The organism is Rhodanobacter sp. A1T4 (assembly GCF_014207185.1).
Lineage (GTDB): Bacteria > Pseudomonadota > Gammaproteobacteria > Xanthomonadales > Rhodanobacteraceae > Rhodanobacter.
On record NZ_JACHCP010000001.1, the window covers coordinates 321,514 to 337,614 of the forward strand.

Below are 16,101 nucleotides of genomic sequence, written 5' to 3' on the forward strand. Positions count from 1 at the left end.
TACGTTGCAAACGATCTCGCTGATCGCTTCAGCCTGGGAACGCCTGATCCAGCCACGGCGGCACGGGAATATTTTTTTCGCGCAGAAAGCTAGGGTTGAACAGTTTGGCCTGATAACGCGTACCGGCATCGCAAAGGATGGTGACAACGGTATGGCCGGGACCGAGCGCACGCGCAAGGCGAATCGCGCCAGCCACGTTGACGCCGCTGGAGCCGCCCACACACCAGCCTTCCTCGTGCAGCAACTGGTGCGATAGCGGAATCGATTCGTCGTCGGGTATAGACCACGCCAGATCGATGGGTGCGCCATCGAAGTTGGCGGTGACGCGACTGGAGCCAATGCCTTCGCTGATCGAATTGCCACTGGCCACCAGCTCGCCGGTGTTGACGTAATTGGCCAACGCCGAGCCCGTGGGGTCGGCCAGAGCGATGCGTACGCCCGGGTTGCGCGCCTTCAAGGCACGGCCGACACCGGCCAGCGTGCCGCCGGTGCCGGAGGCACAGACGAAGCCGTCGATATGGCCTTCCGTTTGCTCCCATATTTCCATGCCAGTGGTGGCCTCGTGGAAGTCACGGTTGGCGGTGTTGTCGAACTGGTTGGCAAACCATGCGCTGCCCGCATCGCTTTCGTTCAATGCTTCAGCATGGGCTCGCGCCTGGTGCGCGTAGTGGTTGGGGTCCTTGTAGGGCGCGGCGGGTACCAGTCGAACCTCGGCACCGGTGATCCGCAGCGCGTCAATCTTTTCGCGACTTTGCGTTTCCGGCATGAAGATGACGGTGCGATAGCCCAAGCTGGCGCCGAGCAATCCCAATCCGATGCCGGTGTTGCCGGCAGTGCCTTCCACGATGAAGCCGCCGGCGCGGATCAGTCCGCGCCGCTCGGCGTCTTGCAGCAGGCCAAGCGCAGTACGGTCCTTGATCGAGCCGCCTGGATTCATCAACTCGGCCTTGGCCAGCACTTCACAGCCGGTCAGCGCGGAGGCGTGGCGCAGGCGTAATAGCGGGGTATGGCCGATGGTGGTGGCAAGGTCGGGTCGGCTGCTCATGGCATCATGTCGTGAATGGATGGGTAAGGCAGGAATGGTGCATTAAAAAGGGGCGGTCGCGGGCCATTACGATTCCCGAGCATCCGCCCCTGGAGGTTTCGCAAAGGGTTTGTGTCAGTTCTTCGGTGCCGGCACCAGTCGCAGATACGACTTCAGCGTTTTCCAGCCGCCGGGGTGCAGCGTCTTGGCGTCTTCGTCCGAAACCGACGGCGCGATGATTACGTCATCCCCCGGTTTCCAGTCGACCGGCGTGGTGAGCTTGCGACCGTCGGTGAGCTGCAGGGAATCGAGCACGCGCAGAATCTCGTCGATATTGCGGCCGGCGCTCGGCGGGTAGGTAAGAGTGAGTCGCACCTTTTTGTTCGGGTCGATGATGAAAACCGAACGCACGGTGACCTTGGGATCGGCTTTGGGGTGAAACATGCCGTAAAGCTTGGCGACTTCCAAATCCGGGTCGGCCAGCAGCGGGTAGTTGATGGCTGTACCACCAACGTCTTCCACATCCCTGGCCCAGCGCTTGTGGTCTTCGACCGAATCGACCGACAGGCCGAGCAGCCTGGTGTTGCGCGTTTCGAACTCGTTCTTGCGGCGGGCAAATGCGCCCAGCTCGGTGGTGCACACCGGCGTGAAGTCCTTCGGGTGCGAAAAAAATACCACCCAGTGGTCGCCGACGTATTCATGAAAATGGATCTTTCCCTCGGTCGAGTGGAGGGTGAAGTCGGGGGCGATTTCGCCCAATTGCAGACTCATGCGTTTCTCCGGTTGACTGAGCGGGGATGGCTGAGGAGGTCTTTGCGCAGGAAAGAGCTTACTCGCGAGATGTTTGAATTTGGTGATGGCGCATGCGTGGTCCTTGCGACCATATGGTTAAAAGTTTTTCAGTATTTGAAAAGTCTATACGTTTAGATGTTTAGACGTCTATTGACAAATAAAAGATCAACCTTTACTGTCAACTGACTCATCGAGACCGGCTGAGGGACAGGCCCATTGAAGCCGGGGCAACCTGCGGAGCGTTTCCGCAACGGTGCTAATTCCTGCGGAAGCGCCATCTGGCGCCAATCCGGAAGATGGGCGTCATGTCTCGCAGCTTTTCGCTGTCGATCCCATGCATGACGACCTCTCCGGCCCTTCGCAGGACGATGCCGACCGGAGAGACCAGATGACCTGTTTGCCCGAAACCATCGCTGCTACAACGACCAACGCGGCAATTGCTGCGATTTTGGCGCCGTTGCGTCATCGCCCCAGCTTGACGGTCCGGCGCAGCATGCGGCGGCTCACGCTGAATCCGAAATATGGCAGTGGTCCGGTCGAGGTCGACGTGCGTTATTCGTGGAGCGGTGCGCCGGATGCGCTGACGCTGATCGTGCAGGGTGGCATTTCGGCCGATCGCGACGTGGTGAGACTGGATCGCGATGCGGCACCGGGCTGGTGGCAGGCCCTGGTGGGTGCTGGTGCGGCGATCGATCTGAACCAGTGGCGTGTGCTGGCCATCGACTGGCTGACCCCTGCCGAGCTGGGCACGAACACCGTATCCAGCGAGGATCAGGCCGACGCCCTGGCTGCACTGCTGCAGGCGCTGGCTATTCCGCAGGTACATGCTTTCATCGGTTCGTCTTACGGCGCGATGGTGGGGCTGGCCTTTGCTGCACGTCATCCGCACTCGGTCGATCGGCTGGTGCTGTTGGCCGGCGCGCATCGTCCGCATCCGCTGGCGACCGCACAGCGCAGCGTGCAACGTGGCATCGTGCGGCTGGGCCAGGCCAGCGGTCAGGTCGACGAGGCCTTGTCGCTGGCCCGTCAGCTGGCGATGACCACATATCGCGGCAGCACCGAATTCGGTAAGCGCTTTGCCGGTGGCCCGGAGTTTCGCGATGGCCGCTTTCATTTCCCGGTCGAGGATTATCTGGAGCATGCCGGTCGTCGCTTCGTCGAGCGATTCGACGCCGACCGCTTCCTGGCCCTGTCGGAGTCGATCGACCTGCATGATGTGGCCCCCGAGTTGGTGCCTGTGCGCTCCACCCTGATTGGGTTTCCGTCCGACAGGCTGGTGCCGTTGTCCGATCTGTGTGAGCTGCAAAGCCGCCTGCATGGTGCGGCCACGCTGGAAGTGGTCGATTCGCCGTACGGCCACGATGCCTTCCTCAAAGAGTCCGAACAGCTGGCGCCGCTGCTGCGTAGCGCGCTGGCGTAAATTTTTCTTATCCCCTTTGTATTGATCCGAACGATTGGTCTGGAGAGTCCCATGAGCAAGTCCACCCCCTGTACCCGAGCCGTGCGTGCCGGCATCGAAACCGATACCCAGCATGGCGCGGTGGTGCCGGCGCTGCATCTGTCGAGCAACTACAGTTTCGAGGGCCTCGGTCGCAAGCGCGTGTACGACTATTCGCGCAGCGGCAACCCGACCCGTGATTTGCTCGGCAATGCGCTGGCGGAGCTGGAGCAGGGCGCCGGTGCGGTAGTCACGTCCAGCGGCATGTCGGCGGTGGCGCTGGTGCTGGAACTGGTCCCGGCTGGCAGCCACGTGCTCGCCGCGCACGACTGTTACGGCGGTACCTGGCGGCTGCTCGATGCGTGGGCCAAGAAGGGTCGTTTCACGCTGGAATTCGTCGATCTCACCGACAGCACCGCGCTGGCTGCCGGCCTCGCCAAAAAGCCGGCGCTCGTATGGGTGGAGACGCCGTCCAATCCCTTGCTGCGCATCACCGATATCCGCCATGTAGCGCAAGCCACGCATGCGGCCGGTGCGCTACTTGTCGTCGATAACACCTTTCTGTCGCCGGCGTTGCAGCAGCCACTACTGCTGGGCGCGGACGTGGTGGTTCACTCCACCACCAAGTACATCAACGGTCACAGCGATGTGGTCGGTGGCGCGGCGGTGGCGAAGGACGCAGCGGTTTACGATCAACTGAAATGGTGGGCCAACTGCAATGGCCTTACCGGTGCGCCGTTTGACAGCTACCTCACCCTCCGTGGACTGCGCACCTTGTCCGTGCGACTACGCCAGCATCAGGAAAACGCCGAACGTATCGCTACGCATCTGGATGGCCATTCGGCGGTCCGCAAAGTCTACTATCCCGGCCTGAAAAACCATGTCGGCCACGCGTTGGCCGCTCGCCAGCAGCAGGGTTTCGGTGCGATGTTGAGCTTTGAGCTGGAAGGCGACGTGAGCCAGATCGAAGCCTTCGTTGATGGCCTGGAATATTTTTCGTTGGCCGAATCCCTCGGCGGTGTGGAAAGCCTGATCGCCCATCCTGCTTCGATGACCCATTCGTCAATGGCACCCGAAGCGCGTCATGCCGCCGGTATTGCCGACAGCCTGCTGCGCCTGTCGATAGGTATCGAGGACGGCGACGATCTGCTGCGCGATATCGACGCGGCGCTGGAGCGCGCGCAAACGCTGGCTGCAAAGTCTGCACGTCCCGCCGCTGCCGGTCGGATTCACGCATGAGTTCGGTGGTGGTTGCGCCTGCCGCTGCATCGAAATCAGCGGTAACCGCTGTAACCGCCACCACGACCGGCATCGTTTTGCTCGGCACCGGTGTGGTCGGTGGTGCGTTGCTGAAGCTGCTGAACACACCGGCGGCGGCAAGCATTCGTCTCGTGGGTGCCGCCAACTCGCGTCGGCAGCATACGGATGCGGCAAGCCTCGCCAGCCGTACGCTGCGAGAGCAGTTGAACAACGATGGTGATATCCGCAATGACGCGGTGTTGCTGGCCGCACTGGATGCCAGCGGCGTATTGCACAAGGTCATTGTGGATGCCACCGCGAACACCGTATTGGCATCGCGCCACGCAGAGTGGCTGGCACGCGGCTATCACGTGGTTACCGCCAACAAGGCGTTGGCCGGCGGCGACTTGTCGGGCTGGCGCGCACTGCAAGCGGCGACTGCGCAAGGTGCGCGTTACGGCGATTCCGCGACCGTCGGTGCGGGCTTGCCGGTGCTCTCAACATTGCGTCGCTTGCGTCAATGCGGCGACAGTCTGTTGACGCTGGAAGGCGTGTTCTCCGGTTCGCTGTCGTGGCTGTTCAATCAGTACGACGGCAACCAGCCGTTTTCCACCCTGCTGCTGGAAGCGCGCCGGTTGGGCTATACCGAGCCCGATCCACGCTCCGATCTCTCCGGCGACGACGTGGCCCGCAAGCTGCTGATCATTGCCCGCAATGCAGGCTTCGCCCTGGGCGTCGATGAGGTACAGGTGGAAAGCCTGGTGCCCGAACCGCTGCGTGCGATAACGGCCGAGCAATTTCTGGCTCGGCGGACGGAGCTGGACGAACCGCTTGCCGCGCGTCATGCGGAAGCCAAATCACGCGGCAATGTGCTGCGCTTCCTCGCCCGTCTCAACCAGCGTGGCAAGGCGCGCGTCGGCATCGCCGAAGTCCCCGTTACCCATCCTGCCGCGCGCCTCTATGGCACCGACAACCAGTTCGCCCTCACCACCACCCGCTACAACACCCAGCCGCTGGTCATTCAGGGGCCCGGGGCCGGTCCGGAAGTGACCGCGCAGGCGCTGCTCGGGGATGTGCTGGCCTTGCACTGACCCCGTTCCAGCGCGATTGTGCTTTTGGTAGGTTGGGTGGAGCGAAGCGATACCCAACAGCACGCTGCGATCGATAGGGGGCATCGTTTTTCTCAGCCCAACCCCCGTGTTTTTCAGTGCTGACGACGCAGCGCAAGGTTGACGCCGAAACCCAGCAGTACGCCGCCACATATCCGATCCATCCATGTGGCCACATCGGGTCGCGATGAAAGCAGTCGGTAGATGCCGGCACCAAGCATCGCCAGCACCATCGACCAGCAGAGGCCTGTGCCGATGAAACTCAGGCCAAGCAGCAGCAAGCCAAACCGAGCGTGAGGCGCCTGCATGGAAACGAACGGCGGAAGAAAGGCGAGATAAAACAGCGCGACTTTCGGATTGAGCACGTTGGTCAACATGCCTTGTCGAAATGCGGCGGTAAACCCCTTTCCGCGTGTGACGGTCGCCTTGGGCTTGGCCTGTCGTATCAGCAGCATGCGCAGGCCGATCCAGCACAGATACGCCGCACCGATATACTTGAGAACGGCGAAGGCCAATGCCGAAGTCATCAGCAGCGCCGAGAGACCGACCACGGCGGCCACCGTGTGAACAAGGCACCCGGCATTGATACCGAGCGCCGCGCCAACACCGACCGCTCGTCCCTCGCGGCCACTACGCGCGAGGATGTAAAAAGTATCCAGACCCGGTGTGAGATTGAGAGCGACGCAGGCGAGTATAAAGGCGCTGAAATGCTTGATACCGTACATCGTCACTGGTCGCTCAGTGGTCCGTTACGCGGGCGGCATAGCTTCGTCATGCGGACGGTTATGCGCGTCCTCGCATGCGGCTTCTATCGACGGCGTGCGCCAGCCCGACTTTACGCCCCACAGGTAGAACACCAGACCGATCACGGCGACCACGACCAGGTCGATGCCATACGAGAGATAACCCTTGCCGCCGAAGATGGTGCTGCCGGCCCATGAGACAAGGGCAAGGGTGGGCAGGTAAGCAATCAGCCACCAGGCGCCTTTGATCTGTCGCGCGAAATCGTGCCAGCCGGTCTTGGCCTGATAGTAGAAATACACCGGCAGTGCCACGACCATCAGAAGGATGATTTCGCCAGTCAGCGGCCACTTGGCCCAGTACAGCAACTCGGTGGCCATGATGAAAGCGACACCGGCGAGCACGGGCAGGCCGGTGAGTCGGAAAGGTCGATGCATGTCCGGTGCGGTGTGGCGCAGGGTCATCACGCTGACCGGGCCGGTGAGGTAGGAGATGACCGTCGCCACCGAGATCACTGCCGCCAGCGTGCCCCAGCCGCGGAAGAAAAACAGGAACAGGAACGACACCACCAGGTTCAGCCACATCGCCGGACGCGGTACGCCCCAGCGTGGATCGATGCGGCCCAGGATTTTCGGCAAGGTGCCGTTGCGCTCCATACCGTAGATCATGCGTGCGGTGGTGGCGGTGTAGGTCATGCCGGTGCCGCTGGGGCTCACGAACGCATCGGCGTACAGCAGCATGGCCAGCCAGTGCAGGTTGACGATGATCGCCAGCTCAGCGAACGGCGAACGGAAATCGATGCCATGCCAGCCGGCCTTGGCCAGCATTTCCTGCGGCACCGCACCGATATACGCGACCTGCAGAATCACATAGACGATGGTGGCGAGCCCGATCGAGCCCAGTACCGCGAACGGAATGCTCTTGCCCGGATTGCGCGCTTCGCCGGCCAGGTTCACCGGACTTTGGAAGCCGTTGAAGCTGAAAACGATACCTGCCGTGGCGACGGCCGTGAGGATGGCGGGGAAGTCCAGCGCATGGGCGCCGCCATGAATACCCACCGAAAAATTCTCGCGATGAAAACCGCTGGCGATCAGTGCCAGGCCGGTCGCTGCGGGCACCACTAGTTTGAACACGGTGATCGCGGTGTTGGAGTGCGCGAACAGCTTCACGCTCCAGAAGTTGAGCAGGAAATACATGACTACCAGCACGGCGGCGATGCATAGTCCGATCGGCGCCAGCTCGCCATGTCCGTCGGGCATATGGATGTACAGCGCCTGCGCCCATGCAAACGGCCACGAAGCCATGTACTGCACCGACGCCTCCGCTTCCACCGGAATCACCGAGACGATCGCGATCCAGTTCGCCCAGGCGCCGATGAAGCCGACCAGTGAGCCGTGCGAGTAGTGGCTATAGCGCACCATGCCGCCGGACTCGGGAAACATCGCGCCCAGTTCCGCGTAGGTCAGTGCGATGGTCATGATGATCGCCGCGCCCAGCACCCATGCCCACACCGCGCCGGGTCCGGCCAATCCGGCTGCGCGCCAAGCGCCAAACAGCCAGCCGGAGCCGATGATCGAACCCAGGCCGGTAAGCATCAGGGCGAAGGGGCCGACATCGCGTCGGATAGGGCTGGATGAGGACATGCAAGCTCCCGCAGTTTGAATCGATAGACCGCTCTGGAAGCGGCACAAGACCCGGATCATGACAGAGGGCGGCGCGGGCTGTCAGCCTGGGTATGTCATGGTGCGGTGCGGCGTGGAGACGTTCGGTGAGGTATGGGCGTCACAGCGGAGAGAGATGCTTTAAGGCATTTCCTGGGAGTGTGTCGCAAGGGTTCAGCGCCTCCCAAGCTCCTCTTGGGTGCGGGGGGAGGAGCTGAAAATTTTGCTCTCTCCTCTCTTGACAGGGGAGAGCTGGGGTGGGGTAGGCTCTTGCGACGTAGCTGCGCTACGCGATCCTCAGCACTCGATCACATTCACCGCCAACCCGCCCCGTGACGTTTCCTTGTACTTGTCCTTCATGTCGCGTCCGGTATCTCGCATCGTCTTGATCACCTTGTCGAGCGAGACGTGGTGCTTGCCGTCGCTGCGCATGGCCATGCGGCTAGCGTTGATGGCCTTGACCGAACCCATTGCGTTGCGTTCGATGCAGGGAATCTGCACCAGGCCACCGATCGGATCGCAAGTGAGGCCGAGGTTGTGTTCCATGCCGATCTCGGCGGCGCTCTCAACTTGCAGCATATTGCCGCCAAGTGCCGCGGTGAGTCCGCCGGCGGCCATCGAACAGGCCACGCCGACCTCGCCCTGGCAACCGACTTCGGCGCCGGAGATCGAGGCGTTTTCCTTGTAGAGAATGCCGATGGCGGCGGCGGTGAGCAGAAAGTCGATCACGCCGTCGTCGTTCGCCTTCGGGCAGAAGCGTTGGTAATAATGCAGCACCGCGGGCACGATGCCCGCCGCCCCATTGGTCGGCGCGGTGACGACGCGGCCGCCGGCGGCGTTTTCCTCGTTCACCGCCAGCGCGTAGAGATTCACCCAGTCGAGGATGGTCAGCGGATCGCGCAGCGCGGCTTCGGGCTGGTCGCGCAGTTCGGCGGCCATCGCAGGGGCGCGGCGCGATACTTTCAAACCGCCGGGCAGCACGCCGGGCGAACGCAGCCCGCGTGCGACGCAGTCCTGCATCGCTTTCCAGATGGTCATCAGGCCGGCGCAGATTTCTTCTTCGCTGCGCCAGACTTTTTCGTTGGCCATGGTCAGCTGCGCGATGGTGAGGTTGTGCTTTTTGCACAGCGCCAGCATCTGATCGCCGGTGGAAAACGGGTAGGGCTGTTCCGTGGTGTCAGCGACGATGCGATCTTCCGCCGCCTCGTCGTTGTTGACCACGAAGCCGCCACCGACCGAATAGTAATCGCGGCTGGCCAGTTCGTTGTCGTCGGCGTCGTAAGCGGAAAAGCGCATGCCGTTGGTATGGAACGGCAGCTTCTGGCGTTTGTTGAACACCAGATCGCGCTTTTCCTCGAACGCGATCATTTTCTTGCCGAGCAGCAGCAATTGATGCGTGCTGCGGATGCGCTCGAGCGTCGCTGGGATGCGGTCGGGATCAACGCGATCGGGATGTTCGCCTTCCAGTCCCAGCAGCACGGCTTTGTCGGTGCCATGGCCGCGGCCGGTCATGGCCAGTGAGCCGAACAGCTCGCAGCGCACGCGGGTGACACGATCCAGCATGCCGTTGTCGCCCAGCCAGCGTTCGGCAAAGCGGGCGGCAGCGCGCATCGGCCCGACCGTATGCGAGGAGGATGGCCCGATGCCGATCTTGAACAGGTCGAATACGCTAACGGCCATGGCTACGCTACTGATCGATGGAGATGACCGGCTATTCTACGCGTCGCCGTCAGCCATTCGCAGCCGCATGTCCGACCTGATCCTCTACCAGCGCGATTATTGTCATCTGTGCGATCAGGCGCTGGCCGTGCTGGCCGAGGCGTCTGCGCCGGATTTCGACAGCGTTTGGGTCGACGACAGCGCGTTGCTGGCACAGCGCTACGGTACCCGGGTGCCTGTGTTGCGCGATGACCGCGATGGGCGCGAATTGGACTGGCCGTTTGACGCGACGCGCGTGCGCGCGTTTATCGGCGCCTTGCGCTAGCGGCTCTATCATTCGCCGCCAGCGCCGGTTCATCGCGGGTTATTTTGCGGCGAGCTGCAGATGTGCGATGACTTTGACGTCCGCCGCAATCACCGAGGTATCGGCGTAATCGCCGCCGCCCACACCGAAGTCCAGGCGTTTCACCGTGCCGGCCACGTCCAGCACAGCGCCGGTGCCCTGCGGCTTGAAGGTTACGTTCAGTGTCACCGGCTTGGTCACACCGTGCAGGGTGAGGTTACCGTCGGCTATTACCTGCGCGCCGACCTGACGGAAGCCGGTGGTGACGAAATGCGCCTGCGGGAACTTGGCAATATTGAAAAAGTCGGCGCCGGGCAGGGCGGTGTCGCGATCCTTGTCACCGGTTTTCGCGCTGACCAGATCGACATTCACATCAAATTTTGACGTGGCGAGATGCGCGGCATCGTAACTGATCGCAGCAGTCCATTTGCCGAACGTGCCGTTGAATCCGGCACCCTGGAACGTGCCGGCAAAGCCCAGTGTGCTGGCTGTCGGTTGCACGGTGTAATCGGCGGCGCCCGCGGCAACTGGCAATGCAAGAGTCAGTGTGAGTAGGGCGGATAAAAGAGCTTTCATCGAGGTTCTCCTGTCGAGCGGAAGTATTTAGAGATCGCTGCGTGGACGGCCAAACGGCAGCATCCGGCGCAGCACATTATCTTTATCAAATACGTGGTGCTTCAGCGCGGCGCCGACATGCACCACCAGCACGGCTACCAGAAACCAGAACAGGTATTCGTGCACGGCTAACACTGTGTCGGCGATGTTTTCATTCTTGGCCGCCAGCGACGGCAGGTTGAACAGCTTGAACCACTGCAGAGGCTTGCCACTGACGGAGTTGAACCACCAGCCGCTGAGAGGGATGGCGACGATCAGCACATACAGCACGCCGTGAACGGCATGTGCTGCGAGCTGCTGCCAGTGCGGTCCGGGTTCATCCGGCGGGCGACGATCGATCAATCGCCACAGCACACGCAGCAGGAATAATGCGAGTACGGTAAGGCCGATCGACTTGTGCAGTGCCAGCCAGTTGATCTTTTGCATGGGTCCGTGTGCCAGATCCATCAGCAGGCCGAAGATGCCGTTGCCGATAATGGCCAGCGCCGTGATCCAGTGGAAGAACCGCGCCACTGAACCCCAACGACGATTATCGCTACGCAGACTCATGGCTTGTCCTTCTCTGAATTCTTGTCATCATCGCCGCGGATGGCTTCCAGCTCCATCCAGATGGCGACATCGTGGCCAATCGAGTTGGCGAAGGCGTTAATGCCGTATGTTTCTCGCTGCAGCGAGGTGGTGGCAGAAAAGCCCGCGACGGTATGCAGGCCGTAGATGGTCCGGGCCACGCGGTTGAAAGTGAACACCAGGTCGACCGGTTTGGTAACACCATGAAGGGTCAACTGACCGTGCAGCACGCCATGCTGATTGTCCTTGCGCTCGGCGCTGGTGCTGACGAAATGGGCGTAGCGATCGTGCGCGCAGTCGAGCAGTGCCGGTTTGCATACGGCGGTGTTCCACTCGGCGTCGCCCATATCGACACTGGCCAGATCGATGTCCAGTTCGGTGGAAGCCGTGCTCCAGTCGTCCGGATCAAACTGCAGCCAGCCACGAGCAATATGCAGACGTCCAAACGGCCGCGAGTAGCCATTGTGATCGATGCTGAAAACGATCTGGCTGTGTACGGAGTCATATTGGTAGCGATGACTTGCTGCATGCAGCACAAATGGCGCCCACAGCAGCGCCGCAGATAGCAACAGCCGGCGGATTTTTCGGGTTCGGAGCATGAAAGAGAGTCTGGCTGATCTTTCCTGGCCATGCCAGCATGCGGCGGCTGGACGCACTGTTTCGCTGGCACTCGCAAATGCTGTGCTCGCTGCCGTGGGCCGGTTTTGGCATGATGAGCCAGGGTCGGGGGATTTCCGCATGGCTGCATCGTTTTTGCGAAAGGTTGTTTTCGCGTTTATTTTGCTGATGTCTGTCGTCAATGGCAGGGCGGAAGCCGAATCGCTCACGCCGGTTGTGACAGCGCCGGCGGCACACATGCCGGCGATAACCTGGCCGATTTCAACTCTGCCCGCGCTGAATGCGCCAATGGTGAGAGCGCCCACACCGGAACCTCTGGCGACACCGCAGTTCCGTCGTTACGGTGTAGAAGACGGCGTATTGCGGGGGCAGGTCTACGCGGTGGCACAGGATCATCATGGATTGATGTGGTTTGGTTCGGCCGGTGGGTTGATGCGCTATGACGGGGTCAGTTTCCAGACGTTTCGCAACGCGGCAGATGATCCGCGCTCGCTGCCGGCCAACACTACGTATGCGTTGTACGTTGATAGTGACAACAAGATCTGGGCCGGCGGCATCTCGACGGGTTTGATTGTCTACAACCAACAGACGGAGCGCTTCCAGCAGTGGGCGCATGACGACGCGACCCCGAACAGCCTTGCCGACAACGAAGTGTGGGGCATTACGCAGACCACCGACGGCGAATTATGGGTGGCGACCGGAGAGGGACTCGACCGCATGCGCAAGGATGGCCGCGGCTTCGATCATCTGCCGCTGGATGTCGATGGCAAGCATGCCGCGTCATTCGGCACCACTCGCGCCCTGCTGGCTGAGTCCGATGGCCGGTTGTGGATCGGTACGGAAAGTGGACTCTATCTGCGTGACGCTAACGGCACGCTGCATCGCGTGCCGATCGATCCCGCGTTTCACGGTGACATCGGCAAGGTCTGGCGTATCGAGGGCGGGCTCAGCGATGCCAGTCAGCGCGAAGTACGTGTTGCGGTAGAGGGTGGTCTGCTGATCATTGGCACCGATGGCGTGGCGCGTCCGTTTGCGCAGGATTCGTTATCTTCATTGCGTGTGATGAGCAGCACGCGTGATGCGCATGGCTGGCTGTGGATTGCCACGGTCAATGGCATGTTTCTGGACGAAGGTGATGGTCGGCTGCAGTCGATCACTGGCCAGCCGCTGCTGCCCGGTGGACTGCCCAGCAACAGGATCTGGCAGACCATGCTGGATCGCGAAGGCGGGCTGTGGATCACCTTCGAGCAATCCAGCGTGGCGTATCTGCCGCCGGCGTGGGACGGCTTCACCCGCTTTACCCATATCCCGGATGATCCCAGCAGCCTCACCGGCATCGTGGCTTCGGCGGTGCACCTTGCCCGCGATGGCCTGCTCTGGGTGGGAGGCAACGATGGCTGGATCGACAAGCTGGACGTCAGCACCGGTCAGGTGACGCACGTCGTCAAGGATATGCATACGCAGATCATTGCCATGACCGAAGATCTGCGCGGCCGCCTTTGGATCGTCAGCCCAGGCGCATTGCATGTTTTCGATCACGGCAAACTTACGGCTATTCCACCCGGTGACGCGCCCATGGGGCGACCAGTGCAAATCGCGATTGGCGATGATGGAACAGTTTATGTGGGTTCCTGGAATGAAGGCGTTGTTGCGATCAATCCGGAAACGTTCGTCATCACGCCGGTGCTTCACGAAACTTCCAATGCCACCGGGTCTTCTGACGACACTCTGACGCCTCAGCAGCTCAATTTCTATTCGGACCATCTCTGGTACGCCAACGCCGGCGGTTTGATGCGGATGGATAACGCAACGCATAGGCTGGCGTTCGTGCGCGGTGTGCCCAAAGAGAGCATTTCCATTGTGGCTTTCGACGCTACGGGTTTTTGGCTGTCGACCGCGTCGGCAATCGATCACTATCGTTATGACAAAGGTGAGGCAACACGTGACGAGAGTATCGATGTAACCCACGAACCTTTCGTCGCCGATATGAGAGACCTGCAAGTGGATCGGCTTGGCCGTCTTTGGATATTCGCCGATCCAGGCCTGTTCCGATTCAATCCGCAGACACGCCGTTTCGAATCGTTCGGGCCATCGCAAGGTTTGTCGAATGCGGACTTCATCAGTACGAGCAACGACAAGGCCAACGACGGTACGATATTCGCCGTGGTGAGTGCCGGCATGATGATGTTCCAGCCCGAACAGTTCACCTCACAAGACAATGCTACGCCGCCACCGCCGCTCACATTGACCAGCGTGAGCGTGCGCAAGGGGGGCGACGTTTATGTCATGCCGCTGGACGGCCGCACGGTGTCGTTGGGCTGGCGCGATCGGGATCTGCGGGTAGATGCGCGAGCGGCTTCTTTCATCAACCCGAAAGGCAACCATTACCGTTTCAAGCTGAGCGGTTTCGATACCGACTGGGTGGACGTGGATAGCCGCGGCGAGCGCGATTTTGCGGGGTTACCCGCAGGCACATACACCTTGAACGTGCAGGGTGCGGGCGAGAGCAGTTCCTGGAGTGGCCTGCCGATTCCGCTGCAGATCACGGTGCAGGCACCACCCTGGGATCGCTGGTGGGCGTGGGTATCGTATGCGTTGCTGACGATAATCATCGCGGTGCTGATTCTTCGCAGTTGGCGCCGGCGTCTGGCGCAGCGGCATCGCATGCAGATGATTGAACAGCAGCGGCAGCTGGCTGAAGCGGCGAGTGCGGCGAAGACACAATTTCTGGCCACGCTCAGCCATGAAATACGCACGCCGATGACGGGCGTGATGGGCATGGCCGAGCTGATGTTGACCACGCCGCTCACACCGTTGCAGCACGACTACACCAAAGCCATGCAGCGCTCCGGCGGCATGTTGCTCAAGCTGCTTAACGACGCGCTGGATCTGGCCCGCATCGAGGCGGGTCGGCTGGAGCTGGAGCCGGTGCCGTTCGATCCGCGCCAGTTGGTCGAGGACGTGACCCAACTGGAGCAAGGTCTGGCGCATATGAAGGGCATCCGTTTTGTATTGGATGTCGCTGATGATCTGCCGCCGCGTTTGATCGGTGACGCGGTGCGCATCAAACAGGTGTTGCTGAATCTGGCGAACAATGCGCTGAAATTCACCGAGCGCGGTAGTGTGACGTTGTGCGCCGAGCGTTCGGCGCAGGGTCTGGTTTTGAGCGTCAGCGATACCGGGCCAGGCATTCCCGAGGCCAGTCAGGCGCGCCTGTTCCAGCGCTTCGAGCAGGAAGAGGGGCCGCATCGCCGCGCCGGTAGCGGCCTGGGTCTGGCGATATGCCGCGAGCTGGTGGACATGATGGGCGGCAGCATCGAACTGGAATCGAGGATGGGTTACGGCAGCACATTCCGCGTGCGACTGCCGCTGTCCGAACCGGCTGCAGTGACGCCGCCGCCCGCAACGGTCGGCACGGGGCATCGCAACTATCACCTGCTGCTGGTCGAAGACGACACGATCATTGCAGCGGTGATCTCCGGTCTCCTGGAGCAACAGGGGCACAGCATTTTTCACGTGGCCAATGGACTGGCGGCATTGGCCGAATTGGCGCACGCGAGCTTCGATGCGGCGCTGCTCGATCTGGATCTGCCGGGTGTGGACGGTTTCCAGATTGCCCGGTTGATCCGTCAGCGCGAACACGATGGTCAGCGCATGCCGATCATTGCGGTGACGGCGCGCTCGGGCAGCGAAGATGAGCTGCGCGCGCAGGCGGCAGGCATGGACGGATTTCTGCGCAAGCCGCTGAGCGGCGAGCAACTGGCTGAAGCGCTGGCCAAGGTCATCGCCTGTACGGCGCAGGAAACCGACGAAATGCACTAAGGGCCTGTTTACGGTCTCCGCGTAGCCCGCGCCAGAGCGGGCTACATGTCGAACTTTTGCAACTCGACGCCAAGCTGTTGATATTCACGCCAGCGCACGCGCGAGCCGTCGCGCTCGGCCGGATCGGCAGCGACCACTTCAAGCACGCGCTGATAGTGACCGGTGGGGCAGCTGTCGCGAAGGTTGATCAGCAACGGGCGATCGGCCGTCTCGATGCCAGGTGGCACAATCAGCACGGCAGTATCCGCATCGTCGTCATCACCTGCCAGTTGATGCGGAATCCATACATCCTCGTCAAACGCCCACAGCAATTCGTCGATAGCTTCGGCCTGTTCGAAATCGCGCGTGAGAATCAGCGTCGGTTGCTGCGCCGCGAAGGCTTTCTTGGTCAACTCGCAGACAAGCAGCAGCGGCTGCTCGCGAAAGCGCGGCTTGTCGATCAGGTAGAAGTCGGCGCGAGGCATGGCGTGTCG

General features: G+C 61.5%; 14 protein-coding genes and 1 riboswitch. Of the genes, 5 read left to right on the forward strand and 9 right to left on the reverse strand.

All coding sequences use genetic code 11. From position 1 onward, the window contains the following. Positions 1 to 28: 28 nt before the first annotated feature. Together HDE80_RS01455 and HDE80_RS01460 are read right to left on the reverse strand one after the other, a co-directional pair. The gene (locus HDE80_RS01455; protein ID WP_184667183.1) at positions 29 to 1,045 is read right to left on the reverse strand and encodes a cysteine synthase A; all 1,017 of its coding nucleotides are present in this window, start codon (positions 1,043 to 1,045) and stop codon (positions 29 to 31) included. A 114-nt stretch (positions 1,046 to 1,159) separates the two neighbouring features. Beyond that, positions 1,160 to 1,795: a peroxiredoxin gene (locus tag HDE80_RS01460; RefSeq protein ID WP_184667185.1), complete on the reverse strand. Its 636-nt coding sequence runs from the start codon at positions 1,793 to 1,795 to the stop codon at positions 1,160 to 1,162. A 205-nt stretch (positions 1,796 to 2,000) separates the two neighbouring features. Continuing rightward, positions 2,001 to 2,119, forward strand: a riboswitch (SAM riboswitch). Between the two features lie 85 nt (positions 2,120 to 2,204). On the opposite strand from HDE80_RS01460, the gene HDE80_RS01465 reads away from it, so the two are divergent. The 3 genes from HDE80_RS01465 to HDE80_RS01475 are packed head-to-tail and all read left to right on the forward strand — an operon-like array spanning position 2,205 to position 5,584. Next, the gene (locus HDE80_RS01465; protein WP_184667189.1) at positions 2,205 to 3,236 is read left to right on the forward strand and encodes a homoserine O-succinyltransferase; all 1,032 of its coding nucleotides are present in this window, start codon (positions 2,205 to 2,207) and stop codon (positions 3,234 to 3,236) included. A 51-nt stretch (positions 3,237 to 3,287) separates the two neighbouring features. Then, entirely contained in the window at positions 3,288 to 4,493 is a 1,206-nt protein-coding gene (gene metB, locus HDE80_RS01470; RefSeq protein ID WP_184601971.1) for a cystathionine gamma-synthase, read from the forward strand. Continuing rightward, positions 4,490 to 5,584: a homoserine dehydrogenase gene (locus tag HDE80_RS01475; RefSeq protein ID WP_184667191.1), complete on the forward strand. Its 1,095-nt coding sequence runs from the start codon at positions 4,490 to 4,492 to the stop codon at positions 5,582 to 5,584. The genes metB and HDE80_RS01475 overlap by 4 nt, the downstream gene beginning before the upstream one ends. Positions 5,585 to 5,697: 113 nt before the next feature. On the opposite strand, the gene HDE80_RS01480 is transcribed toward HDE80_RS01475, so the two are convergent. The 3 genes from HDE80_RS01480 to HDE80_RS01490 all read right to left on the reverse strand — a co-directional run bounded on the left by HDE80_RS01480 (position 5,698) and on the right by HDE80_RS01490 (position 9,684). Next, positions 5,698 to 6,327 (reverse strand): LysE family translocator, encoded by a 630-nt coding sequence (locus HDE80_RS01480; protein WP_184667757.1) that lies wholly within the window; start codon positions 6,325 to 6,327, stop codon positions 5,698 to 5,700. 24 nt (positions 6,328 to 6,351) lie between these two features. Then, positions 6,352 to 7,986, reverse strand: coding sequence for an APC family permease (locus HDE80_RS01485; protein ID WP_184667194.1), 1,635 nt, complete (start codon positions 7,984 to 7,986; stop codon positions 6,352 to 6,354). Positions 7,987 to 8,301: 315 nt separating this feature from the next. Then, on the reverse strand, positions 8,302 to 9,684 hold the full coding sequence (locus tag HDE80_RS01490) for an L-serine ammonia-lyase (RefSeq protein ID WP_184667205.1): 1,383 nt from the start codon (positions 9,682 to 9,684) through the stop codon (positions 8,302 to 8,304). A 67-nt stretch (positions 9,685 to 9,751) separates the two neighbouring features. Here HDE80_RS01490 and HDE80_RS01495 point away from each other — a divergent pair, with 67 nt between their 5' ends. Next, positions 9,752 to 9,988: a glutaredoxin family protein gene (locus tag HDE80_RS01495; protein ID WP_184667759.1), complete on the forward strand. Its 237-nt coding sequence runs from the start codon at positions 9,752 to 9,754 to the stop codon at positions 9,986 to 9,988. Between the two features lie 39 nt (positions 9,989 to 10,027). Here HDE80_RS01495 and HDE80_RS01500 read toward each other — a convergent pair whose 3' ends face one another. From HDE80_RS01500 to HDE80_RS01510, 3 genes are read right to left on the reverse strand one after another with little or no spacing between them, the layout of a single operon-like run. Next, the gene (locus HDE80_RS01500; protein ID WP_184667207.1) at positions 10,028 to 10,582 is read right to left on the reverse strand and encodes a YceI family protein; all 555 of its coding nucleotides are present in this window, start codon (positions 10,580 to 10,582) and stop codon (positions 10,028 to 10,030) included. Positions 10,583 to 10,609: 27 nt separating this feature from the next. Next, complete coding sequence (locus HDE80_RS01505) at positions 10,610 to 11,170, reverse strand: cytochrome b (RefSeq protein WP_184601977.1); 561 nt, start codon at positions 11,168 to 11,170, stop codon at positions 10,610 to 10,612. After that, positions 11,167 to 11,787: a YceI family protein gene (locus HDE80_RS01510; protein ID WP_184667209.1), complete on the reverse strand. Its 621-nt coding sequence runs from the start codon at positions 11,785 to 11,787 to the stop codon at positions 11,167 to 11,169. Before HDE80_RS01510 ends, HDE80_RS01505 begins: the two co-directional genes overlap by 4 nt. Before the next feature lie 139 nt (positions 11,788 to 11,926). Between HDE80_RS01510 and HDE80_RS01515 the strand changes: the two genes are divergently transcribed. After that, positions 11,927 to 15,628 (forward strand): hybrid sensor histidine kinase/response regulator, encoded by a 3,702-nt coding sequence (locus HDE80_RS01515; RefSeq protein WP_255483529.1) that lies wholly within the window; start codon positions 11,927 to 11,929, stop codon positions 15,626 to 15,628. Between the two features lie 41 nt (positions 15,629 to 15,669). Here the strand turns inward: HDE80_RS01515 and HDE80_RS01520 are convergent, their stop codons facing one another. Then, complete coding sequence (locus HDE80_RS01520) at positions 15,670 to 16,092, reverse strand: DNA polymerase III subunit chi (RefSeq protein ID WP_184601980.1); 423 nt, start codon at positions 16,090 to 16,092, stop codon at positions 15,670 to 15,672. Positions 16,093 to 16,101 lie beyond the last annotated feature (9 nt).

Excerpts from the sequence above, each read along its gene's own strand:
- HDE80_RS01460 (WP_184667185.1), bottom strand. The coding sequence starts at position 1,795 with ATGAGTCTGCAATTGGGCGAAATCGCCCCCGACTTCACCCTCCACTCG.
- HDE80_RS01485 (WP_184667194.1), bottom strand. The coding sequence starts at position 7,986 with ATGTCCTCATCCAGCCCTATCCGACGCGATGTCGGCCCCTTCGCCCTG.
- metB (WP_184601971.1), top strand. The coding sequence starts at position 3,288 with ATGAGCAAGTCCACCCCCTGTACCCGAGCCGTGCGTGCCGGCATCGAA.
- HDE80_RS01475 (WP_184667191.1), top strand. The coding sequence starts at position 4,490 with ATGAGTTCGGTGGTGGTTGCGCCTGCCGCTGCATCGAAATCAGCGGTA.
- HDE80_RS01490 (WP_184667205.1), bottom strand. The coding sequence starts at position 9,684 with ATGGCCGTTAGCGTATTCGACCTGTTCAAGATCGGCATCGGGCCATCC.
- HDE80_RS01465 (WP_184667189.1), top strand. The coding sequence starts at position 2,205 with ATGACCTGTTTGCCCGAAACCATCGCTGCTACAACGACCAACGCGGCA.
- HDE80_RS01520 (WP_184601980.1), bottom strand. The coding sequence starts at position 16,092 with ATGCCTCGCGCCGACTTCTACCTGATCGACAAGCCGCGCTTTCGCGAG.
- HDE80_RS01500 (WP_184667207.1), bottom strand. The coding sequence starts at position 10,582 with ATGAAAGCTCTTTTATCCGCCCTACTCACACTGACTCTTGCATTGCCA.
- HDE80_RS01495 (WP_184667759.1), top strand. The coding sequence starts at position 9,752 with ATGTCCGACCTGATCCTCTACCAGCGCGATTATTGTCATCTGTGCGAT.
- HDE80_RS01505 (WP_184601977.1), bottom strand. The coding sequence starts at position 11,170 with ATGAGTCTGCGTAGCGATAATCGTCGTTGGGGTTCAGTGGCGCGGTTC.
- HDE80_RS01455 (WP_184667183.1), bottom strand. The coding sequence starts at position 1,045 with ATGAGCAGCCGACCCGACCTTGCCACCACCATCGGCCATACCCCGCTA.
- HDE80_RS01480 (WP_184667757.1), bottom strand. The coding sequence starts at position 6,327 with ATGTACGGTATCAAGCATTTCAGCGCCTTTATACTCGCCTGCGTCGCT.
- HDE80_RS01515 (WP_255483529.1), top strand. The coding sequence starts at position 11,927 with ATGGCTGCATCGTTTTTGCGAAAGGTTGTTTTCGCGTTTATTTTGCTG.
- HDE80_RS01510 (WP_184667209.1), bottom strand. The coding sequence starts at position 11,787 with ATGCTCCGAACCCGAAAAATCCGCCGGCTGTTGCTATCTGCGGCGCTG.